This is a genomic window from Chloroflexota bacterium (assembly GCA_034717495.1).
GTDB lineage: Bacteria > Chloroflexota > Anaerolineae > JAAEKA01 > JAAEKA01 > JAYELL01.
In genome coordinates this window covers 1-20,113 of the sequence record JAYELL010000011.1, presented here as the reverse complement: position 1 = coordinate 20,113, position 20,113 = coordinate 1, and the positions used below count along the sequence as shown (strand labels likewise).

The window sequence follows — 20,113 nt, the reverse complement described above, 5'->3', positions numbered from 1 at the left end:
TGGGTGGTGGGATAAGGAGAGAATTGTGAAAAGGTCTGATTGCGTGATTTGAGATGCTGAAACAAATACTGGACGCTTTTGAAAACTCCCCGGGACCAATGCGCCTGGACCTGCTGGCCCTTCAACCGAACATCGATAGCAACGTGCTTGAAGGCATGCTTGTCGAGCTGGTCAGCATGGGTCGATTGGCGAAGCTTGACGACCGGGCTGATTCAAGCTGCGCCGCTTGCGGCGTCAAAGGACACTGCCCCTATCTGCTCACTACGTCCGGTGTCTATTTCGCCCTGCCAGATATGATTACGCCAGGCACGCCCTGTTAGCGGTACCGGTCTCCGCAGGTCCCGCAGTGCTGGCTGAGTGGATGCGCAGCACCCACGGGAACCGCCCCGAAAGAAGCAGCGTAAGGATGGCCGGTCGCCCGGATGAGCCGTCGCTCGAGAATTGCATGGTTACCCTTAACAGCAACGAAACAATAGAATATCGCTGTGCCGCGGATCTGCTGCGTCAGGCAGGTTTTCGCGTCACTCGACAGCGCGCCCAGCTGCTGGCTTTGCTTGTCTCCGATTGCCAACAAGGAGAACACCTCGACGCCGAGAGCCTCCACAAGCGCGCCCATGCCGGCGGACTGAAAATCAGCCTGGCAACGGTCTACCGGACATTGGCGCTCTTCAAGGAGTTAGGGCTTGTGTCCCAACACCATTTCGTCCACGATGGCACCCGCGATTATTATGAAGCAGCAACCAGACCTACCCATCATCATTTTGCCTGTCTTAGATGCGGGCAGGTGCTGGAGTTTCAGACAGTTGATGTGCAATCGTTGAGCCAGGAAGTTGCCAACGAGCTGGGCGTTCAAATTCGACACGCCAGTCTATATGTGGAAGGTATCTGTCCAGATTGCCAGCGCCGCGATCTGAGCGACTCACGGCAATCCAGATTGGCGCGCAAGGGAGAAAATGGCCAGGTCTATCGCCGAAGTTAACGCCAAACCGATCACGCTTGAATACGATGTTTGGCTCGATGATATGGTTGCCTTGGGTAGCCATCACTCACGTCACTCCCGCCAGGAAAAACGGCGCCGGCTGCTGGCCCAGGGCGTGATCGTTACCGTGTTCCTGTTGCTCTTCGCCAGCGCCCTATCCAGCATCCGCGGCGCAGAGATCGTTTCGACTCCCCTCTCCCTTGGGATCTCGTTTCTGCCACTGCTTTGTCCCGCCATCCTGATGATTCTGGTGTTTTCACCAGCGGTGCGCAGTTGGGGAGCCAAACGCTCCGTTCAAAAAACCTTTGGCGAGACGGCTGGAGATAAACCGATTGGACATCACCAGCTCACGGTGACACCCGAAACTGTTTTCCTCAAGACAGAAAGCGCCTCCGCGACCATCAGTTGGAGCGATGTGGAGAGACTGGAGAGCACCGACTCCCACCTGTTTATCCTGTCCGATACAGGTCAGGGTCTCGTTGTCCCAGCCGCGGCATTCACCGACCAGTCCACTTTTGAGGCGTTCTTCGAAACAACCGAAACGTACTTCCTCAACGCCCACTCAATAAAGGAATCTTCTGGAGCAAAGCCTTGACGCCGAAAACTATCCTATTGCCGGCACTTCTGTTCCTGTTGCTCAGCCTCGCCACAGGCTGTGGCTCCAGGGAACCCGAAGTGACACCAACACCAACCAAGACCCCCTCGCCGGTAGTCCCGACAGCCACAGCCACACCGACTCCACTGCCGCCGACGGACACGCCAATACCGCCGACGAACACCCCGCTGCCCACTGACACGCCGCTGCCAACCGCCAATCCGCCAACAGACACACCACTGGCAGCCACCGACACGCCGGTTCCCACTGAAACGCCGGTGCCCGCGACGACGCCCACCCCTGCACCGCCTACAGCCACACCTCCGCCCACTGCCACACCGGCGCCACAGGTCGATTTCGTGATTGCCGAGCTTCGGGTGTTAGGTTTGGCAGAAAACAACGGCGGCATCGAGTCAGGTGGGTTACGCAACATCTACGTCACTGTAGTTGATGCGGCTGGCAATCCCATCGACGGCGCACTGATCGTAAATGCTGCCCCCTATCCCGGCCGTTCGGTATCGGGCGATAAAGGTGCCGGCAAGGGAGAGATTCTAATGGACAAGGAAGAATTTCGCTTGACCGTGGAGAGTGTCAACGGCCAGCCGGTCAGCAGTGAGACCTCGCGAACCATGTCCCTCATCAGCCCGGTACCTGCCGACATCGCCGGCAAATTGGGCGACGCCTGCCCGTCCATCGACAACTGCTCGCTGCCGCCCTACAAACATTATTCCTACGCGATCACCTTCCAGAGGACCCGCTGATGCCCAGCGCATCCCCGCCATTCATCCCCGGTTTGGCACTGAACCGCCAGTTTTATGCCGAAGTTGTCCGGCCACTGCTGGACCGGGAGGTCCCCGATCTGGTTCACAGCGCAGCGCTCATGGGCTCCGGCTCGGACGTGTTGGGATTCGACACTGCAACCTCGACCGATCACAACTGGGGACCCCGTCTGCAGCTCTTTTTGCCTGCCCGGGAGTATGCCGCCCAGAAGGTTGCCCTGGACGAGACATTACAGAATCAACTTCCTCCTGCCTTCCGGGGCTTTTCTGTCAACTTCTCGCAGCCAGATATGGAAGATGGCGGCACCCAGCGGATGGAGACAATCTCCACCGGACCGGTTCGGCACCTGATCGAGATCGAGACGATAGACAGCTTTTTCCAGCGGCATCTCGGTGTAACGCCCGGTGCGGACCTGAACGCCATTGACTGGTTGCTTCTTAGTGAACAATCCCTGCTGGAAATGACCGAGGGCCAGGTGTTCCACGACGGACTCGGCAGCCTGCTCCCTGCTCGAGAGCGTTTCGACTTCTATCCCCGCGATGTTTGGCTCTATCGTATGGCTGCCCAGTGGCAGCGACTCTCCCAGGAAGAGGCTTTTCTGGGTCGTTGTGGAGATGTAGGGGACGATCTGGGCTCGCGCATTGTGACGGCCCGCCTGGTCCGGGACATGATGCGCCTGGCCTTTCTCATGCAACGCCGTTACGCGCCCTACAGCAAATGGCTGGGCAGCGCATTCTCCCGGCTTGCGCTGGCACGGGAGCTGCTTCCCCTTTTCGAACAGGCCCTCCAGGCAGAGGACTGGCAGTCGCGCCAGCGGCCGGTGGCTGCAGCCTATTCGTTTCTGGCCGAAAGGTACAATGCCCTGCAGATCACCCCTCCAATAGATCCCTCCGTTCGCGATTACTTCGGGCGCCCCTATCTGGTGATCTTCGCCGAACGTTTTTCCAGGCCTCTGCAAGACGCCATCTCCGACCAGGTATTGAAGGGGATTCCTCTCATCGGGGCCATAGATCAGTTCGCCGATAGCACCGATTTGACCGATGACCTCTCCTTGCCGCGCAGGTTGAGAGTCCTGTATACCCAAGATCCCTCGTAATAACAACCGCAGGTGCGGGGAAACCGGCTGCGTCCGTCTGGTAACCGGACCTACGGCGACCCCCGCACATCGAACCCGGTGACATACCGTAGGTCACGCTGGTAGCGTGACGGCCGTGTGCCCTCACATGACCTGTCAGCGTGCGCAGGTTTTTTTGAAACATTCGTGAATTCGTGGACGCCCGCACCAACAACACAGTTTCATTTGCCAGAATCGAAAGAGGTTCACCCGGCCTCGTTGCCGGATGAACCTCTTGTGTCTCTTCTGCCGGCCCACGGCCGGCTAACGTGCGATGCTTCAGCCTACAGGGCCGCACGCTGGTGCAACCCCACCACCGCCCACGCTGCTGTTGGACGATGCAAACATACTGACTGCCTTTTCAACGTGGTCACCACCGCAGCCGGGGCAGTTGATCGCTTCCTTGCTGAACATCGAACGCAGGAACTTCTCGAAATCGGTCCCGCAGTCATCGCAATGATATTCATATATGGGCATGTCATAATTCTCCTGAGATCTTTGTGTTACCTTTCCTAAGATGCAGGAACTGGCCCTCCGGTTACACTCAGCGTGAACCAAAATCGAGTGCCTTGACCCGGCTGGCTCTCGACCCCAATGGTTCCGCCGTGGGCCTCCACCAGATACTTCGTAATCGCCAGCCCAAGTCCACTGCCCGAGGGGCTGTCAGGTGTCGGTGTATCAGGAGAGTCTGCCGCTATCCTGTTATCGAACACACCGCGCGTCCAAAAACGGTCAAAGACATGATCGATTTCTTCCGGCGGAATCCCGCGACCTGTGTCAGCCACCCGGATCACGACATGATCGACATGAGATTCCAACCCCGTTGAACGGCCACTATCGGCCAGACGGGCGCCCAAGGTTATTGCTCCCCCCGAGGGTACATACCGCAGCGCATTTGAGATCAGGTTATGCAGAATCTGTGCCAACCGGTCCGGGTCGGCCAGAACGGCCGGAAGGCCAGCCGGCACCTCCACCCTCAGCTCAATACCCCTGGCTTCGGCAACCGGCGAAAACGCCAGGCGAGCCTGCTCCAGAACCGCTGCGACATCCGTAGGTCGTTGCTCAAGCTGGAGTTGACCCGCTTCTGCCCGGGCCAGCTCGCCCAAATCATCTACCAGGCGGTTCAACAGCAAGCTTTGGTCGTAGACGGTGGCAATCTCCTGCTTTTCCAGAGGATAGACCCCATCCAGAATGGCATGCAGGTTCCCCTGTATGACGGTGAGAGGCGTACGCAGTTCGTGGGCCACATCTGCCACCAGATTGCTGCGCAAGCGTTCTGCCTCCTCCAGGTTTTCGGCCATCCTGTTGAACGACTGAGCCACAGCGACCATCTCCTCCGTTCCTCCCTCAGGTACCCGCTGGGACAGATCACCACCGGCAATCGCTTCGGCAGCGGCAGCCACATCGCTCATCGGCCTGGCCAGGTTACGGGCCAAAAGCATGCCCAAGAGCCCACCCAGGACCAGCCCAATGACCGCCGCGATCAGTAATCCCTCATTGACCCGATCGAGAAAACCTTGCTCCACGACCGATAGCTGCGATCCGGGACCATGACGCATGAGCAGGTAACCGACGATATTTCCCCCCCGCTCCAAGGACAGCGCCATTGCCAGATCGGCGCGGGTGAGAACCTCACCTGTCTGTTGATCCTGGCTGTCGTAGACGATTCGTCCGCTGGAATCTGCCAACAACAGCGCGGCACCTTGACCTGTACCTGCTCCAAATCCCTCCCGGCCCCTGCCTCCGCGGCCTGAGCCAGTGAAAAAACCTGATCCGTCCAACGCCAGGTCGATACCATCCCAGGTATCGTCGGTCTCATAGAAGTCGATGAACGCTGGCGCCAGAACCGTCAGCGATGCCGTTTCGTTGCCCTCAAGATATCGGCGAAACTCGCTACCCGCAGACCTGTTCGAGATCAGGGCCACAACCCCTACTGACACCAGGGCGACCAGGCCAAAAATCAATGCCAGCCGAATGGAAAGTTTGTTCACAGAACCCTCGTCCCGACTTAATTGCCCTCAAGGCGATAACCCACGCCGTAAACGGTTTGAATATAGGTTGGGTCGGCAGGATCGGCTTCGATTTTGCGGCGAAGGTTTTTGATATGACTGTCCACGGTGCGATCCAGTCCATCGTAGTTATACCCCAGACCGCGTTCGATCAATTCGCCCCGGGTGAAGACATGGCCAGGATTGGCCATCAAGATGTGAAGCAGGTCAAACTCCGTCGGCGTCAATTCCAGCGGAACACCTGCCAGAAATACCTCATGCCGATCCGGGTCCAACGAAATGTCGCCGATCCTCACAAGCTTTGCGGGCCCGGCCAAGGATTGGCCTGATGTCCGCCGTAACACGGCGCGCACCCGGGCAACTACCTCCCTGAGGCTGAAAGGTTTGGTCACGTAGTCATCGGCTCCCAACTCCAGCCCAACGACCCGGTCGGTGTCCTCTACCCGGGCGGTAACCATGATGATGGGTGTGGCGGCCAGCACAGGATCGGCGCGCACGGTCCGCGTGATCTGCCAGCCGTCCCGACCGGGCAGCATCAGGTCCAACACGAGCAGATCGGGCCTGTCGCGGCGCAGGGCATGCAAGGCAGTCTCCCCATCGTAGGCTACGGTGACGCGAAAATCCGCCTGTTCCAGGTAGGAGCGGATCAGACGGGCGATCTGCCGATCATCATCGACAACAAGAATGTGTTGAGTCATTGTTTATCTGATCACGTTGGCAACGAATTGCGATTGTCGTAGGTACACGATTCTACCATAGCGCCAGAGGGAAGGGTAATCCCCAGGCGTAGCCAACAGCCTACCAGAGTTTGTTTCCCTGTGACTTGCTCGTCAGGGATGCCCGCTAAGCTGTTGGCTTGTGGATGACCGATCGTCAGTTGCTTAGGAAACGCGGCCCCGGCCCTGGCCTGCCCACAGAGGCCGGCCCGATTCCTCGCGCACGGGGACAATCAGACCACCATTCTGGAAAACACCAGCCTCAAACTCGCCGTTCTCCAGGAACCCGTTCACAATTACCAGGTCACCGCGCTGTGCATGGAAGCCCTGCATCAGTGCAAAGCTCCAAGGCCGCCCTTCGATCTGCAGCTCACCATCAGCCAGTTTCAGGGTTATCTGCTCGTCGTCGACATTGACGACCTCGCCCATCACCTGCTGCCACTGGTGATCCTCGGCTTCAGCGGCCGGTTGGGAGTCGCCATCGACCCTCTCCGGGCCACCGCCACCGGCGCCGCCGGCCCAGAGAGGCCGCCCTGATTGCTCGCGGATTTGCACGAGTTGGCCAGAAGACAGATTCGCTATGCTGCCAACTTCATACTTGCCCTCTTCCAGAAAGCCCTGAACACCGATGCGTTGGCCGACCTGGGCCGAAAACCCCTGCTCAAGGGCAAAGCGCCACCCTCGATCGGCGATCTCCAGGTCGCCATTCTCAGTTGAAAGAGTCAGGCTTTCGTCGTCAACGGCGACCACAGTGCCCTCCATAGCCTGCCAGGTCACCTGTTCAGCCTGGCCTCCACGGCTCTGACCTGCACTTCCGGCGACCTCGCGGCCGCCACCCTGGCCCTGGCCACCAGCCTTGGTATTTTGCGCGGCAGCCTCAGCCTGTGCGCGCTGTCCCAGCACCTGTTCCTGACCAGACCCCTCTTGGTTTCGACCCTGGCCCTGGCCACCAGTCTTCTCATTGTGCACGGCATCCTCAGCCTGTGCGCGCTGTCCCGGCACCTGTTCCTGACCAGACCCCTCTTGGTTTCGGCCCTGGCCTTGGCCGATTTCATTGTTTGTAACGTACAGATTGTCTCCGGTCTGTTGCGCCCAGCCCTGACCACGCGTTTCGTGGCTCTCGCCGGAATCATCGGTCTTGGCAATGGTGCGGTTGACTGCGCCAACTACCAGAAACGATACCAGGCCCAGCAGCGCTACCGCCAAAATGGTCTTCTTCAACATGATTTGTACCTCCAATTTGTGGTTGAACTCAAACTCGGTTGACGACACTGGGAGCGCTAATCCGCTCATCCCTGACGGGCAACATTCTGCCCGCAACCTTGGTAACCCAGCGCCAGTGAATAGACAGATGGACAATTCCAGCCACGATCAACGTCACGCCCGACCAGGTATGGATCATATCCCACGTGGCTCGGCCAAACAGGAACTGGATCTCCCAGCCTGGATTTGCGCCACCCTGGTACCCGCCGGTAGGCGCAAACAGGAAGACGACTCCGCTGATTGCAACAAGAAAGAAACTGATTGCAATGACGGCATTGACCGCTATGTTGATCTTGGCGCCCCTGGAAAGGCCGCGCCCATCTCCCCGCACAGCGAATACGATCTTTCGACCGATCATACGCACCCAGTCCAGATGGATGGCCAGGTGGGCCAGCGCGGCGCTGATCATGAGAACGCCTCCCCAGGTGTGCAGCAGATCCCAGGTCGCCCGTTCAAATAGAAGGGTGACGCCATACAATGGGTTGCGCCCGGCCTGGTAGCCACCGCTCACGAAGAACAGGAAGTAGATACCCGTTACTGCCGCCGCCACAGCACCCAAAAAGAGGATGAAATCCAGTAGCCAATTGAGCTTGGTAGTCGTCGACAGTTGACGTTTGCGAGATGTTGTTGCCATAAAACCTTTTGTCCTTTCTTTCGATGCCGATCCTGTTTGCACGGACCTGCATCATCGTTGTTAGGACTATTCTCGCGCAGGATTGTGGAGAACCGATGGAGATGTTTTTGAGGGAGTTTTCTGCGGGGGACAGGATGAGGAAATTAATAACGTCTGAGTTAACCCAGCGCCCCGCTTACCGTTTGCCAGGCCACCAGCAGCCCCAGCCCGATCAACAGGACACCCAGAGCCAGCAGGATTCGCCGGTACCAGGTGTCGGTCAGCAGGTGAGACTGGCTCGCTACCAGGGCGGCTACACCGATCTTGGAACCGATCAGTAATGTGTAAAAGCCCAGCAGGAAAGCCACGGCATACAGGGGATTCTGGCTGAAAGCTGCCAGCAATGTGGGCCCACCCACCGTGGCCCAGAAGAGGTAGGGATGGGGATTGAGCAGATTGACGGTCGCTCCCTGACCCAGAGAACGTTTGCTGCTGTTGCCCTGCGTTTCAGCATCGGCGCCCGGTTGCCTCAGGCTGGCATGCTGCGCATCCCGGACCGTCTCCCACCCCAGGGTGATGATGTAGCCACTCCCCACGATACCGATGAGTGGAAGTATCCAGTCGGGAAGGCGGCCCAATACGAAAATGGATAGCAGAATGATAGGAAGGTCGGTCAGGATGGGCGCCATGGCAACCAAAAAACCCTGCCAGAAACCATCCCGAAGGGAGGTGGTGATCACCAGCGTCATCAGCGGTCCGGGGCTAAGGCCTGCCGATAGCCCAAGGCTGAGGCCGAGGAGAAGAAATTGCACGGTAAAAGCCTCTCCGGATACGCTCGATAACCTGGACGTCACTCCTGCAAAAAAACCAACGCAACGCCGATCAGGAGTTTTCCGAATCCCTTCCGTTGCTCTCCGGAGGCATAGGCCGGGCAGAGCGGTCGACACGCGAGCGATAAATCAGAATAGCAACCGTAAACAGGGCCGATGCGATCAGTGCGCCGCTGAAAATTGCCGACTGTCGGGCCTGCTCGGAGAGCAAATAGAACCCAGCCAGCACCGCGGTCAGAGGGAAAACACCGGTCAGCAACAGCGTCGCTGTGATCTTCCCGCGAGAAACCTGCTCCTGACCGAGCATTTTGTTGACGCGAATTAGCGCGACCATCGGGTACGCCAGTCCCACCACGATCAGAATCACTCCCGCCACCAGGGCCAATGGCTGCGAGGAACTCATTTTTTACCCAGGTGTTTCCAGATGACTGACGTCGGCCACAGTAAGCACCTCAAGACGGTCCCCGTCGTGCTCCAGGATCGTTACCGAACAATTGTAGATCGGTCCCACCTGTTCCCGCAGGTTGTCCAGGGCGTAGTCCTCAAATCCGGCGATACAGGTCCGGATCGCCCCGCCATGACAGACTACTGCGATGGTTCTGCCCTCGTGCCTTGCCATCAGATCGCGCGCGGCCGTCGTAACCCGTCGCTGGACCTGAGCCAGGGTCTCGCCTCCCCCTCGCGGCACATCCTCTCCATTTTCCAGGGCTGCCCATTCCTCAGGCCACTTGAGTTTGGCCTCCTGGCCTGTCAGGCCCTGCCAACGGCCCAGGTTCACTTCCCGCCAGCGCTGGTCCGTTCGCAGTCGCAGGCCGAGCCAGGACCCCACGATTTCGGCCGTTTCATAGGCTCGCTTCAGGTCGCTGGTATAGAGGATGTCGGCACCTTCCTGTTGCAGTCGGTTAGCCAGGCGTCGCGCCTGCCAGCGGCCTTCGGCTGAGAGACCGGGAGCCAGGGGCGATTGGCCCTGGATTCGCCGTTCTATATTCCATTTGCTCTCGCCATGGCGGCAAAGGATCAAGGTGGTGGGCAGGTACTCCCATTGGGGATTTGATGACATAAGTACTCGGTATGCTTTGACTGCGGATAGTTCAAGGAAACAGTGCCCGACGCCCCTATTCTATCGCAATTCGCGCGCGACACCAATTCTCACCTGACCATTGACCATTAGATCAGCGTCTTCATGCGAAGCATCTGATCGCCCACGGTCTGCAAAGCCTGAGCGATATTTGGCTTTCCCTCTCGCTCAAGCTGCTTCACCGAGGAATTGAGCACACCAAAAAAGGTGCCATCTACACCTCCCAGGTTCAGGCTGATAATCTGTGTCAATTCATCGTCGTCGCGGGCTCCCAGCAACTGGCGAACCAGATCGAGGGATTCTTGTTGTGTCATACTCATCATCAGGACTCCAGGAACTTGATGTCATTATGTCAATATGTCAGAATACCGGAACGTCAGAGTGTCACAAAGTTCTGCGGCATAGCCCGGAGTGGAGCAGGTCATGGCATTGCGATATTCTGACCCTCTGACCCTCCGACCGTCCGGTGCCGCGTGGATCGTTGCCCGGGAGACAGCATCGCCGGAAGCGCCGCAGCTGTTGCCCAAGCGATCACCCCCCATGGCCCATGCGCCGAAATCCACTTCATTCTACTTCCCCACCGCCAATTCGCCAAACCCTTCGGCTTGATGAATTAATGTCAATATGTCATAATGTCATCCTGGCATGATCCGCAGCGTTGCACCGGTCATCCTGACATTCCGATATTCTGATATTCTGGCATCCTGATCTGAAAAACCAAGAGGACAAGAGGAACTTATGTTGAAACGTACGCATACCTGTGGTGAGTTGCGCGCGGAAAACGCCGGACAAGAGGTAATCCTCAACGGCTGGGCCCATCGGCGACGTGATCACGGCAACCTCGTTTTCATCGACCTGCGGGATCGCTACGGGCTGACCCAGATCGTCGTCACGCCCGATACACCGGAAGCCCACGCCACGGCCGAAAAGGTCCGGGGTGAGTTTGTCCTGGCCATCAAGGGCACGGTCAAACTGCGGCCCGAGGGTATGATCAATCCGACCCTTGCCACCGGTGATATCGAGGTCATCGTCAGCGAGATGCAGATCGAAAATGCCTCCAGGCCGCTGCCCTTCGAGATCCGGGATGAGCTGGAAGCCAACGAGTTTACACGCCTCAAGTACCGCTACCTGGACCTGCGCCGCTCGCGCATGCAAACAAACATCATGCTGCGCCACCGGGCGATCAAGCTGATGCGCGATTATTTCGACGATCACGGCTTCATCGATATTGAAACGCCTATCCTCACCAAGTCCACCCCGGAAGGAGCCAGGGACTACCTGGTGCCCAGCCGGATCCATCCCGGCGAATTCTATGCCCTGCCTCAGAGCCCGCAGCAATTTAAGCAGCTCCTGATGGTAGCCGGCTTCGATCGCTATTACCAGATTGCCCGCTGCTTCCGGGACGAGGACCTGCGAGCCGATCGCCAGCCCGAGTTCACCCAGTTGGACGTGGAAATGGCCTTCGTCGATCAAGAGGATGTCATCGATATTACCAGCGGCCTCTGCCAGGTGTTGGTCGATCAATTGACCGAGGCCGATGCACCGGTCCTGCCCTTCCCGCGACTGACCTACACCGAAGCCATGACGCGCTACGGCAGCGACAGGCCCGATATCCGTTTCGGCCTGGAGCTGAAGGATCTGGGCGATCTGCTGCAGGAGACGGGCGTTGCTTTCCTGAAGGCTGCACTGTCGGCGGGCAACCAGGTCAAGGCTGTCCGCGCGCCCGGCGTGGGCCAGTTGAGCAGCAACAAGGTCCGCAAACAGGTCAAGGAATACGAGGATTTGGTCAAGATCTATGGGGCCAGGGGCCTGGCCTGGCTCGACTATCCCGTCGATCCGGATGCCAAACCCAGGTCACCTATTGCCAAGTTCTTCTCTGCTGGCGAGCTCAGCGCTATCGCCGAACGCTGTGACGTTGAGCCGGGCGACGTGGTCTTCATCATCGCCGACCAGGCCGGGGTGGTAGCTGCTTCTCTGAGCGAATTGCGCCTGCGCCTGGGCAAGGACTCCGGTCTTATCGACCAGTCTGAATTCCAATTTCTCTGGGTGGTGGATTTTCCCCTGGTGGAGTGGAACGAGGATGAAGACCGATGGGATGCCACGCACCACCCCTTTACCTCGCCCAAGGCAGAGGATATCGATCGCCTCGAAAGCGATCCAGGCAGCGTCAAGGCCAATGCCTACGATATCGTGCTGAACGGCGTCGAGCTGGGCGGCGGCAGCATCAGAATTCACCAGCGCGACATCCAGGAACAGCTTTTTGAACTGCTGGGCCACTCGCCGGAGGATGCCTACGAGAAGTTCGGGCACATGCTGGATGCCTTCGAGTATGGCACCCCACCCCACGGTGGCATCGCCCTTGGCATCGACCGGCTGATCATGTTGCTGGCGGGCGAACAGTCGATCCGGGAGGTCATCCCCTTCCCCAAAAACCAGCAGGCATCTGAGCCGATGACCGGCGCACCAGATACCGTCGACCAGGCCCAGTTGGATGTGTTGCACCTGGTGTCGACAGCGGAGGACGAGATTTAAACTGCGAAACTATTCGCTGCAAACTTGTTAATTCACCTCCGTTTTCGTATAATCAGATTATACGAAATTCCGAAATTCTTACTCGTTGAAACAGGATGATCGGGCAATGCCAGCTACCTACTCCGTTCGTTTGCGAGAGCGAGGCCAATTGACGCTGCCAAGAGCTGTGCGCGATTTCATGGCTGTCGGTCAGGGTGATATGCTATCCCTTGTGCAGATCGATGACATCGTTGTGTTATCGGCCCGGCAAGCGTTGATTCCCAAACTGTCTGAGGAGTTTACGGCCATCATGGAAGATGAAGGCATAAGCCTGGCTGAGCTCCTGCAAGGTCTGGAAACTGAAAGAGAGTTGATCTGGACTGAGAAACAAGCCGGCGATGCGTAGAATCTTCGTCGATGCCAATGTACTGATTGCTGGTGCCCACTCAAGATCTGGGGCCAGCAATGCAGTGCTGCAAATGGCTGAGATCGGGAAATTCGAGATTATGGTCTGCAACCAGGTGCTTGATGAGGCCGAGCGCAACCTGCGCAAGAAACTGCCAGGGGCTTTGCCGAACTTTGCCGCTCAAATGGCCCGTCTTCGTCTAACGATCATTCCAGACCCATCTTCAGAAGAAACGGCACCGTGGGAAAACGTAGTAGCGCCAAAGGATGCTCCGATTCTGTGCGCTGCAATTCAAGGCGATGTGGCCCGCCTGACAACTTTGGATACCAGGCATTTCACCCCCGAGGTTGCCGCCCAGAGTGGCCTCGCCATTCAGACTCCAGCCGACCTTGTGGAAGACATTCGGCGGTTGGTAACCATCAATTTATAGGCGCTTATCGCATCAAGATCGACCAAGAGCTTGTAGTGAGCGAAGTCGAACTGCTTTCGCTGGCTGAACTGCCCCGAAGGGGCCACAATTGACCATTAGCTCGCGGCTCATTGCCCGGAAACGGGCCGGGAACCGCTGCTATCTGTTTTCCCCAATTCTCCGAGGTAAAGCACTCATGACCACTATCAAAATCGCCGACGCCGCCGATCACGTCGACCAGGAAGTGACCCTGCAGGGCTGGGTCCAGAAGCGAATCGACAAAGGCCGCTTGCAGTTCATCACCCTGCGTGATGGCAGCGGCGCCATGCAATGCGTTGTCTTCAAAAAGAACCTGCCGGCCGAGGATTTCCAGGAGGCTCGCTACATCACCCTGGAGTCGTCGGTCGCCATCACCGGCCTGCTGAAGGCTGAACCCCGGGCACCCGGCGGCTTCGAGCTCGATTCCTCTGGCTTCCAGGTCATCGGCAAGGCATCCGATCCCTATCCGCTGGCTCCCAAAAGAGATGGTGGCGAGCACGGGGTCGACTTCCTGTTGAACCACCGCCATCTCTGGCTGCGAGACCCTCGTCAGATCGCCATCATCAAAACCCGGGCAACCTTGATCAAAGCCATTCGCGACTGGCTGGACAACAACGGATTCATCCTGGTCGATACCCCTATCCTGACGCCCTCGGCGGCCGAAGGCACCGGTACCCTCTTCGAAACCGATTACTTCGGCGAACCCTCCTACCTGGCACAAACGGGCCAGCTCTACAGCGAGGCCACTATCGCGGCCTTCGGCCGGGTCTACTGTTTCGGCCCCACCTTCCGCGCCGAAAAGTCGGACACCCGGCGGCACGCCATGGAGTTCTGGATGGTAGAGCCGGAGATGGCCTTTACCGACCTATACCAGAATATGGAGGTTATCGAGCAGTTCGTGAGCTACTGTATCCAGACCACCCTCAGCGAGCGAGCCGCGGAACTGGCGCTGTTGGAACGGGACATCAGCCATCTTGAAAAGGTCGTACCACCCTTCCCCCGACTCCACTACGACGATGCAGTCAAGCTGCTGCACGAAAACGGCTACCCCGACTTCCCCTGGGGCGAGGATTTTGGCGCTCCCCACGAGGACACCATCAGTGGCCAGTTCGAGAAACCGGTCTTTGTCCACCACTATCCGCGGGAAGCCAAGGCCTTTTACATGCAGCCCGACCCGGAGCGACCCGACACCGCACTGGCGTGTGATCTGATCGCGCCCGGGGGCTATGGCGAGATCGTGGGCGGCAGCCAGCGCATGCACGACTACCAGAACCTGCTGGACGCCATCGACGCGCAGCAGTTGCCCCGGGAGGCCTACGAGTGGTACCTGGACCTGCGCCAGTATGGCACGCAGCCCCACAGCGGATTTGGCATGGGCCTGGAGCGGGTGCTGATGTGGATCTGCGATCTGCCCCATATCCGTGAGGCATCTGCCTTCCCGCGATTGTATAAACGGGCATATCCGTAGGGGCAGGGAGACCCTGCTCTCCGCCCAAACCATTGCGAAACAGGCTTTATTGTGGTAAGATCAGTTGAGAAGAATTTCATTTTCACATCTTCTCTCTGGAATCGTTCAACCACTCGGCTACAGGTGGGGTTGGGTATTATCGGCGCCGACGTGGAAATCACAGATTATCCTCAATTTCATCGCAAGCGGATCTGAATTGTCAAAGGATTCATCCTGATTGATCTTGTGCTGTTCAGCCCAGGGCAGCCACGAATCTCTTGAAATCTGGGGCAGAACAATCGAACGCCCACAGATCTACGCCTGTCTCCCAGAAGACTGAAAGGAGTCCGCTTTGCCATGCTCACCAAAAGATTCTTCAGCATCTCGTTATTGGTCATCTTGCTGGTTGCGCTGGTCCCCACCAGCCTGACCGCGCTCGCCCCCCAGGCCGGCACCATCATTGTCGAGAAGCAGACAGACCCCGATGGCGCACCCGACAGCTTCACATTCACCGGTAATGCCGCTGGCACCATCGGCGATGGCGGGCAGATCGTCGTCTCTGACCTGCAGCCGGGCACCTACACCTCGGTAGAGATCGTGCCGGCCGGCTGGCAGCTGACCGCTATTCAGTGCGATGACGACAACAGCAGCGGCAACGTGGCCAATTTCACCGCCACCTTCCAACTCGAAGAGGGTGAAACTGTCAAATGCACCTTCTTCAATCTTCTGCCACTGGACTATGGCGATGCACCGGATAGCTACGGCACACTGCTGGCCAGCAACGGCGCCCGGCATGCCATCATCCAGGGTCACAGCCTGGGACCGATTGTGGACGCCGAGCCCGATGGCCAGCCATCTCCGCAGGCCGACGGCGACGACCTCAATCCACCGGGTGCGCCCGACGACGAGGATGGCGTAACCTTGCCGCCACTGCTCACGGCCGGCGCGCCGGCCCTTGTTACGGTCGATGGCGGCCCCTCCGGCGGCATGCTGGATGCCTGGATCGACTTCAACGCCAACGGCGTCTTTGACCACCCGGCCGAACATCTCTGGGGCGGTGCCAGCGTTCCGCTCCCGATTGGACCGAGCCCGCCGCTCCCCTTCCCGGTTCCGCCAGATGCAGTTCCAGGGCCGACCTACGCCCGCTTCCGCTTGAGCAACAACGGCGTCTTACCGCCAACCGGATTTGCCCCTGATGGCGAGGTGGAGGACTACCTGGTGGAAATCGAAGGGCCGCCGCCTGAGGAGCTGGAATATGGCGACGCGCCCGACAGCTACAGTACACTGCTGGCCAGCAACGGCGCCCGGCATCCCGTCGTCCCGGGCCACAGCCTGGGACCGATTGTGGACGTCGAACCCGACGGCCAGCCATCTCCGCAGGCCGACGGCGACGACCTCAATCCACCGGGTGCGCCCGATGACGAGGATGGCGTGACCTTGCCACCACTGCTTACGCCAGGCATACCGGGCGTTGTTACGGTCGATGGCGGTCCCTCCGGCGGCATGCTGGATGCCTGGATCGACTTCAACGCCAACGGCGTCTTTGACGACCCGGCCGAGCACCTGTGGGGCGGCGTTAGCCTTCCGCTCGGGATTGGACCAAACCCACCGTTCACCTTCCCGGTTCCCTTAACTGCGGTTCCAGGGCTGACCTACGCCCGCTTCCGCCTGAGCATCAACGGTGGCTTATCTCCCGTTGGCCCAGCCCCTGATGGCGAGGTGGAGGACTACCTGGTGACGATAAGGGTACCGACCGCAGTACATCTCCACTCATTCGATGCCAGCCCGGCGCCTGCTGTCGGATTGCCGGTGGGATCGATAGCTGCAATCAGCGGCCTGGCGCTGGCTGCAGCAGCCTGGCTGCGCCGCAGGCGTTAGTACAGCTTGGCGCAAATGATTGGGCAGATGCGTAGGTCACGCTACCAGCGTGACATCTCTTGTAACCAGCCAACGACCCTCCAGGCGCCAGCGACTGGTCCCTGGAGCAAACAGACGTCCCCGTCGGAGAGCATCTGACGGGGACTTGGTATCCCGGCGATAACCGGCTACCGAGAATAGGCATCTTCTGACCATTTGGCAATTCACCCATTGACCATTATCCAGAAATACACCCATGCCCACAGCCACCCCGTCCATCCCCATCGAAAACCGCGTCGCCGACCTGCTCGCCCAGATGACCCTCGAGGAGAAGCTTGCCCAACTGGGCAGTTGTTGGATCTACGAGTTGGCCAATGAAGGCGAAGCCGCCAGGCTGCTGCAACATGGCATCGGCCAGATCACCCGCATTGGCGGCGCCAGCAACCTGACGCCGGCCGAGAGCGCCGCAGCCGCCAACCGCATCCAGAAGTTTCTATTGGAGGAGACTCCCCTGGGCATCCCGGGCATGGTGCACGAGGAATGCTGCGCCGGTTACATGGCACGCGACGCCACCGTGTTTCCGCAGATCATCGGCCTGGCCAGCACATGGCAGCCGGAGCTGGCAACGCAAATGGCCGGGGTGGCCAATCCGCCGCTGCCCTCTTCGATACGCCAGAGCAGCGCGGGTTGGCCCGGCGCATTGCCCGGCAGTCTATGGTCCTGCTCAAGAATCAAGATTCCCTGCTGCCCCTGCCAAAAACCCTGAAGAACATCGCCGTCATCGGTCCCAACGCCAATAGCGCACGCAACCTGTTGGGAGACTACACCTACATCGCCCATCTTGAAACATTGATCGAAACGCGCGACAAGGAGAATCCCCTGGGAGTCGCGGTGGCAGATGACATCCAATTGATCGAGGATTCTGTGCCCATTCTCCCTATCCTCGAGGCAATCCAGGACAAGCTCTCGCCCCAGGCCAAGGTGCTCTACGCCAAAGGCTGCAACATCAACAGCGACCGCCGGGATGGCTTCGCCGAGGCCGTGGCAGCAGCTCAACAGGCTGAAGTCACTATCGTCGTGGTGGGCGACAAGTCAGGCCTGACCGACGAATGCACCTCCGGCTAGGCACGCGACCGGGCCGACCTCGGCTTGCCCGGCGTGCAACAGGAACTGGTGGAAGCGCTGGTCGCCACCGGCACGCCCACAGTGGTTGTGCTGATAAACGGCCGGCCCCTGGCCATCCCCTGGATCGCCGAAAACGTGCCTGCCATCGTCGAAGCCTGGCTTCCTGGTGAGGAGGGTGGCGAGGCGCTGGCCGATCTGCTCTTCGGCGACCACAACCCGGGCGGAAAACTGCCCATGACCTTCCCCCGCTCCGTGGGGCAGGTGCCCATCTTCTACGGGGTCAAGCCCTCCGGCGGCCGCTCCCACTGGAAAACCACCTATGTAGATCTCAGCAACGAGCCCCTCTTCCCCTTCGGTTTTGGCCTGAGCTACACCACCTTCGCGTTGGAAAACCTGCGCCTGGACCGTGCCGGGGCCGAAGCGGGCCAGATCGTCCGGGTCGGCGTTGACGCGACCAACACCAGCCCGCGGGCCGGCGACGAGGTCGTACAACTCTACCTTCGCGATTTGATCGCCACTATCACCCGACTTATGAAGGAATTGAAGGGCTTCCAGCGAGTCTGCCTGAAGCCAGGCCAGACGCGCACGGTCACCTTCGAGCTTGCCGTCAACCAGCTGGCATTCCTCGACACCGACTTGCGCTGGGTGGTGAAGCCAGGGGAGGTTCGGGTCATGGTGGGGACATCGTCCGCCGACCTGCCGCTACAGGCCAGTTTCGAGATCGTCGGGCAGCTGCAGGAAGTCGGTGACAGCCGGGTGTTCTTCAGCACCGCGCAGGCGAAATAGGGCTCCCCCCAGCCCCCCACGGGGGGAGCGACCGGAAGTTCCCCCCTTTTGGGGGTTAGGGGGGCAAGCCGCGAACCTGACAAGGGTGTACCGCAGACCTTCGGCGCAGAGGTCTCTGATTTTTTTTGATTGATCTGCGTTCATCAGCGTCACACTTCGGCTACACCCCTCGACACGCTCGGGACAGCGATGCGGTTCATTCAGGTCTGCGTAATCAGCGTTCCTCTGGCTTGTCCAGGCATTAGATTTGAGGAGAGGAGATAATATTGTGAAGCATGAAATCGTAACACCAGAAGAAGTTGGCATGAGTTTGAAACGTCTCGAACTCATCAAACCGGCCATGCAAGCTTATGTGGATCAAGAGAAGATCGCCGGATTGAGTACAATGATAGCTCGCAAAGGAAAAGTGACTCACTTCGAGCAGGTCGGCCAGATGGATATTAGATCGAATAAGCCTATGTCCGATGATGCCATTTTTCGTATCTATTCGATGACCAAATTGTGACGGTCGCTTACCCATCGTTGGGGATTATCGCGAATGTATTGACGGATGAGGTCTAGCGATCGTTGATTTCGGATGATGTGGTCGTGGAATCTAGGCTGCCAGGCGAAATCGGGCCGCCCGTTTCTGCGCGCCCATTTGGTCACCGCGGTCTTGTAGGACCGGATCACTACGGACAGGGATCCTGCTTTGGGGGATATGGTTGAAAATCGGTTTGTGTTGTCTCGTAGAGACGTTGCAAGCAATGTCTCTGCATTGCCTGGTTCCCCATCGTTATACAACATCTCTACTGCCCCGCCACCGTTCGACAATGTTTTACCGTCTGGCCCCGCATCATCAGGCGGTGTTTCCCCCGGGGGAATGGTGTCATTTGTCCCGGGCCAGGTGATAACGATGATTCCATGAGCGTGGTTCGGCATGATAACCGACTCGTCAACGGCGACGTGCAGGTGATGTCGCGGAATGTTTTGCCAGAATCGATGGGCGATCTGGCCGAGGTCTGACAACCGCAATTGGCCGTCGGTGACCTGGCCAAAGAATTCGATGCGCCGTCGGGTGCAAATGGTCACGAAATACCATGCCGGCGATGCGTAATCCCATCCGGGTAACCGGGTCGATTCTACGCGGTATTTGTTTCGGAATTTGGTCATGTGTTTCCCCCTGTACGGACGTTGCGCCACGCCCATGATGTTGTTTGGCCGCGAACGATTGCGGAATAACGCCCAACGGTCCGTAGAGACGTTGCATGCGCCACGCGTCATCATGGAATAACGCCCAACGGTCCGTAGAGACGTTGCATGCGCCACGCCCATGATGTTGCTTGATCCCACATCCTGCTGCAACGTCTCTGCGACGATTTTTCGGCCACGCGTCATCATGGAATAACGCCAACGGTCCGTAGAGACGTTGCATGCGCCACGCCCATGATGTTGCTTGACCCCACATCTTGCTGCAACGTCTCTGCGACGATTTTTCGGCCACGCGTCATCATGGGATAACGCCAACGGTCCGTAGAGACGTTGCATGCGCCACGCCCATGATGTTGCTTGACCCC

21 protein-coding genes and 1 pseudogene are annotated in these 20,113 nt (G+C 58.7%); 12 read left to right on the top strand and 10 right to left on the bottom strand.

Annotated features, from left to right (window positions below; genetic code table 11):
• Positions 1-53 precede the first annotated feature (53 nt).
• The 5 genes from U9R25_02820 to U9R25_02800 all read left to right on the top strand — a co-directional run bounded on the left by U9R25_02820 (position 54) and on the right by U9R25_02800 (position 3,450).
• Entirely contained in the window at positions 54-320 is a 267-nt protein-coding gene (locus U9R25_02820; GenBank protein ID MEA3334813.1) for a FeoC-like transcriptional regulator, read from the top strand.
• Positions 321-445: 125 nt separating this feature from the next.
• Positions 446-979: a Fur family transcriptional regulator gene (locus U9R25_02815; GenBank protein ID MEA3334812.1), complete on the top strand. Its 534-nt coding sequence runs from the start codon at positions 446-448 to the stop codon at positions 977-979.
• Complete coding sequence (locus tag U9R25_02810) at positions 954-1,574, top strand: YcxB family protein (protein ID MEA3334811.1); 621 nt, start codon at positions 954-956, stop codon at positions 1,572-1,574. Before U9R25_02815 ends, U9R25_02810 begins: the two co-directional genes overlap by 26 nt.
• Positions 1,571-2,335, top strand: coding sequence for a hypothetical protein (locus U9R25_02805; GenBank protein ID MEA3334810.1), 765 nt, complete (start codon positions 1,571-1,573; stop codon positions 2,333-2,335). Before U9R25_02810 ends, U9R25_02805 begins: the two co-directional genes overlap by 4 nt.
• On the top strand, positions 2,335-3,450 hold the full coding sequence (locus tag U9R25_02800; protein MEA3334809.1) for a DUF4037 domain-containing protein: 1,116 nt from the start codon (positions 2,335-2,337) through the stop codon (positions 3,448-3,450). The genes U9R25_02805 and U9R25_02800 overlap by 1 nt, the downstream gene beginning before the upstream one ends.
• Before the next feature lie 297 nt (positions 3,451-3,747).
• On the opposite strand, the gene U9R25_02795 is transcribed toward U9R25_02800, so the two are convergent.
• The 9 genes from U9R25_02795 to U9R25_02755 form a co-directional block, all read right to left on the bottom strand.
• Complete coding sequence (locus U9R25_02795) at positions 3,748-3,945, bottom strand: zinc ribbon domain-containing protein (protein ID MEA3334808.1); 198 nt, start codon at positions 3,943-3,945, stop codon at positions 3,748-3,750.
• Positions 3,946-3,980: 35 nt separating this feature from the next.
• Positions 3,981-5,459, bottom strand: coding sequence for a HAMP domain-containing sensor histidine kinase (locus U9R25_02790; protein ID MEA3334807.1), 1,479 nt, complete (start codon positions 5,457-5,459; stop codon positions 3,981-3,983).
• Between the two features lie 17 nt (positions 5,460-5,476).
• Positions 5,477-6,175, bottom strand: coding sequence for a response regulator transcription factor (locus U9R25_02785; GenBank protein MEA3334806.1), 699 nt, complete (start codon positions 6,173-6,175; stop codon positions 5,477-5,479).
• 183 nt (positions 6,176-6,358) lie between these two features.
• Positions 6,359-7,417, bottom strand: coding sequence for a hypothetical protein (locus U9R25_02780; GenBank protein ID MEA3334805.1), 1,059 nt, complete (start codon positions 7,415-7,417; stop codon positions 6,359-6,361).
• Between the two features lie 28 nt (positions 7,418-7,445).
• The gene (locus U9R25_02775; protein ID MEA3334804.1) at positions 7,446-8,090 is read right to left on the bottom strand and encodes a DUF4405 domain-containing protein; all 645 of its coding nucleotides are present in this window, start codon (positions 8,088-8,090) and stop codon (positions 7,446-7,448) included.
• A gap of 158 nt (positions 8,091-8,248) precedes the next feature.
• A complete protein-coding gene (locus tag U9R25_02770; GenBank protein MEA3334803.1) occupies positions 8,249-8,881 on the bottom strand; it encodes a LysE family translocator in 633 nt (210 codons plus the stop codon).
• 70 nt (positions 8,882-8,951) lie between these two features.
• A complete protein-coding gene (locus tag U9R25_02765; protein ID MEA3334802.1) occupies positions 8,952-9,302 on the bottom strand; it encodes a hypothetical protein in 351 nt (116 codons plus the stop codon).
• Positions 9,303-9,305: 3 nt separating this feature from the next.
• On the bottom strand, positions 9,306-9,959 hold the full coding sequence (locus U9R25_02760) for a histidine phosphatase family protein (GenBank protein ID MEA3334801.1): 654 nt from the start codon (positions 9,957-9,959) through the stop codon (positions 9,306-9,308).
• Between the two features lie 107 nt (positions 9,960-10,066).
• Positions 10,067-10,291 (bottom strand): hypothetical protein, encoded by a 225-nt coding sequence (locus U9R25_02755; GenBank protein ID MEA3334800.1) that lies wholly within the window; start codon positions 10,289-10,291, stop codon positions 10,067-10,069.
• Positions 10,292-10,718: 427 nt separating this feature from the next.
• Here U9R25_02755 and aspS point away from each other — a divergent pair, with 427 nt between their 5' ends.
• The 7 genes and pseudogenes from aspS to U9R25_02720 all read left to right on the top strand — a co-directional run bounded on the left by aspS (position 10,719) and on the right by U9R25_02720 (position 19,062).
• On the top strand, positions 10,719-12,509 hold the full coding sequence (gene aspS / locus U9R25_02750) for an aspartate--tRNA ligase (GenBank protein MEA3334799.1): 1,791 nt from the start codon (positions 10,719-10,721) through the stop codon (positions 12,507-12,509).
• Between the two features lie 106 nt (positions 12,510-12,615).
• On the top strand, positions 12,616-12,894 hold the full coding sequence (locus U9R25_02745) for a hypothetical protein (GenBank protein MEA3334798.1): 279 nt from the start codon (positions 12,616-12,618) through the stop codon (positions 12,892-12,894).
• Complete coding sequence (locus U9R25_02740; GenBank protein ID MEA3334797.1) at positions 12,887-13,324, top strand: PIN domain-containing protein; 438 nt, start codon at positions 12,887-12,889, stop codon at positions 13,322-13,324. Before U9R25_02745 ends, U9R25_02740 begins: the two co-directional genes overlap by 8 nt.
• A gap of 175 nt (positions 13,325-13,499) precedes the next feature.
• Entirely contained in the window at positions 13,500-14,810 is a 1,311-nt protein-coding gene (asnS, locus tag U9R25_02735) for an asparagine--tRNA ligase (protein ID MEA3334796.1), read from the top strand.
• A 336-nt stretch (positions 14,811-15,146) separates the two neighbouring features.
• On the top strand, positions 15,147-16,667 hold the full coding sequence (locus U9R25_02730; protein MEA3334795.1) for a GEVED domain-containing protein: 1,521 nt from the start codon (positions 15,147-15,149) through the stop codon (positions 16,665-16,667).
• Between the two features lie 235 nt (positions 16,668-16,902).
• A pseudogene (locus U9R25_02725) lies at positions 16,903-18,557 on the top strand (glycoside hydrolase family 3 C-terminal domain-containing protein).
• A 268-nt stretch (positions 18,558-18,825) separates the two neighbouring features.
• Positions 18,826-19,062, top strand: coding sequence for a serine hydrolase domain-containing protein (locus U9R25_02720; protein ID MEA3334794.1), 237 nt, complete (start codon positions 18,826-18,828; stop codon positions 19,060-19,062).
• Here the strand turns inward: U9R25_02720 and U9R25_02715 are convergent.
• Positions 19,041-20,113 (bottom strand): transposase (locus U9R25_02715; GenBank protein ID MEA3334793.1); only part of this gene is annotated, 1,073 nt, incomplete at its 5' end. The genes U9R25_02720 and U9R25_02715 overlap by 22 nt on opposite strands.

Coding starts and splice junctions, on each gene's coding strand:
- U9R25_02745 (MEA3334798.1), top strand. CDS start 12,616: ATGCCAGCTACCTACTCCGTTCGTTTGCGAGAGCGAGGCCAATTGACG.
- U9R25_02780 (MEA3334805.1), bottom strand. CDS start 7,417: ATGTTGAAGAAGACCATTTTGGCGGTAGCGCTGCTGGGCCTGGTATCG.
- U9R25_02740 (MEA3334797.1), top strand. CDS start 12,887: ATGCGTAGAATCTTCGTCGATGCCAATGTACTGATTGCTGGTGCCCAC.
- U9R25_02795 (MEA3334808.1), bottom strand. CDS start 3,945: ATGCCCATATATGAATATCATTGCGATGACTGCGGGACCGATTTCGAG.
- U9R25_02775 (MEA3334804.1), bottom strand. CDS start 8,090: ATGGCAACAACATCTCGCAAACGTCAACTGTCGACGACTACCAAGCTC.
- U9R25_02765 (MEA3334802.1), bottom strand. CDS start 9,302: ATGAGTTCCTCGCAGCCATTGGCCCTGGTGGCGGGAGTGATTCTGATC.
- U9R25_02785 (MEA3334806.1), bottom strand. CDS start 6,175: ATGACTCAACACATTCTTGTTGTCGATGATGATCGGCAGATCGCCCGT.
- U9R25_02755 (MEA3334800.1), bottom strand. CDS start 10,291: ATGACACAACAAGAATCCCTCGATCTGGTTCGCCAGTTGCTGGGAGCC.
- U9R25_02760 (MEA3334801.1), bottom strand. CDS start 9,959: ATGTCATCAAATCCCCAATGGGAGTACCTGCCCACCACCTTGATCCTT.
- U9R25_02820 (MEA3334813.1), top strand. CDS start 54: ATGCTGAAACAAATACTGGACGCTTTTGAAAACTCCCCGGGACCAATG.
- U9R25_02810 (MEA3334811.1), top strand. CDS start 954: ATGGCCAGGTCTATCGCCGAAGTTAACGCCAAACCGATCACGCTTGAA.
- U9R25_02730 (MEA3334795.1), top strand. CDS start 15,147: ATGCTCACCAAAAGATTCTTCAGCATCTCGTTATTGGTCATCTTGCTG.
- U9R25_02815 (MEA3334812.1), top strand. CDS start 446: ATGGTTACCCTTAACAGCAACGAAACAATAGAATATCGCTGTGCCGCG.
- asnS (MEA3334796.1), top strand. CDS start 13,500: ATGACCACTATCAAAATCGCCGACGCCGCCGATCACGTCGACCAGGAA.
- U9R25_02800 (MEA3334809.1), top strand. CDS start 2,335: ATGCCCAGCGCATCCCCGCCATTCATCCCCGGTTTGGCACTGAACCGC.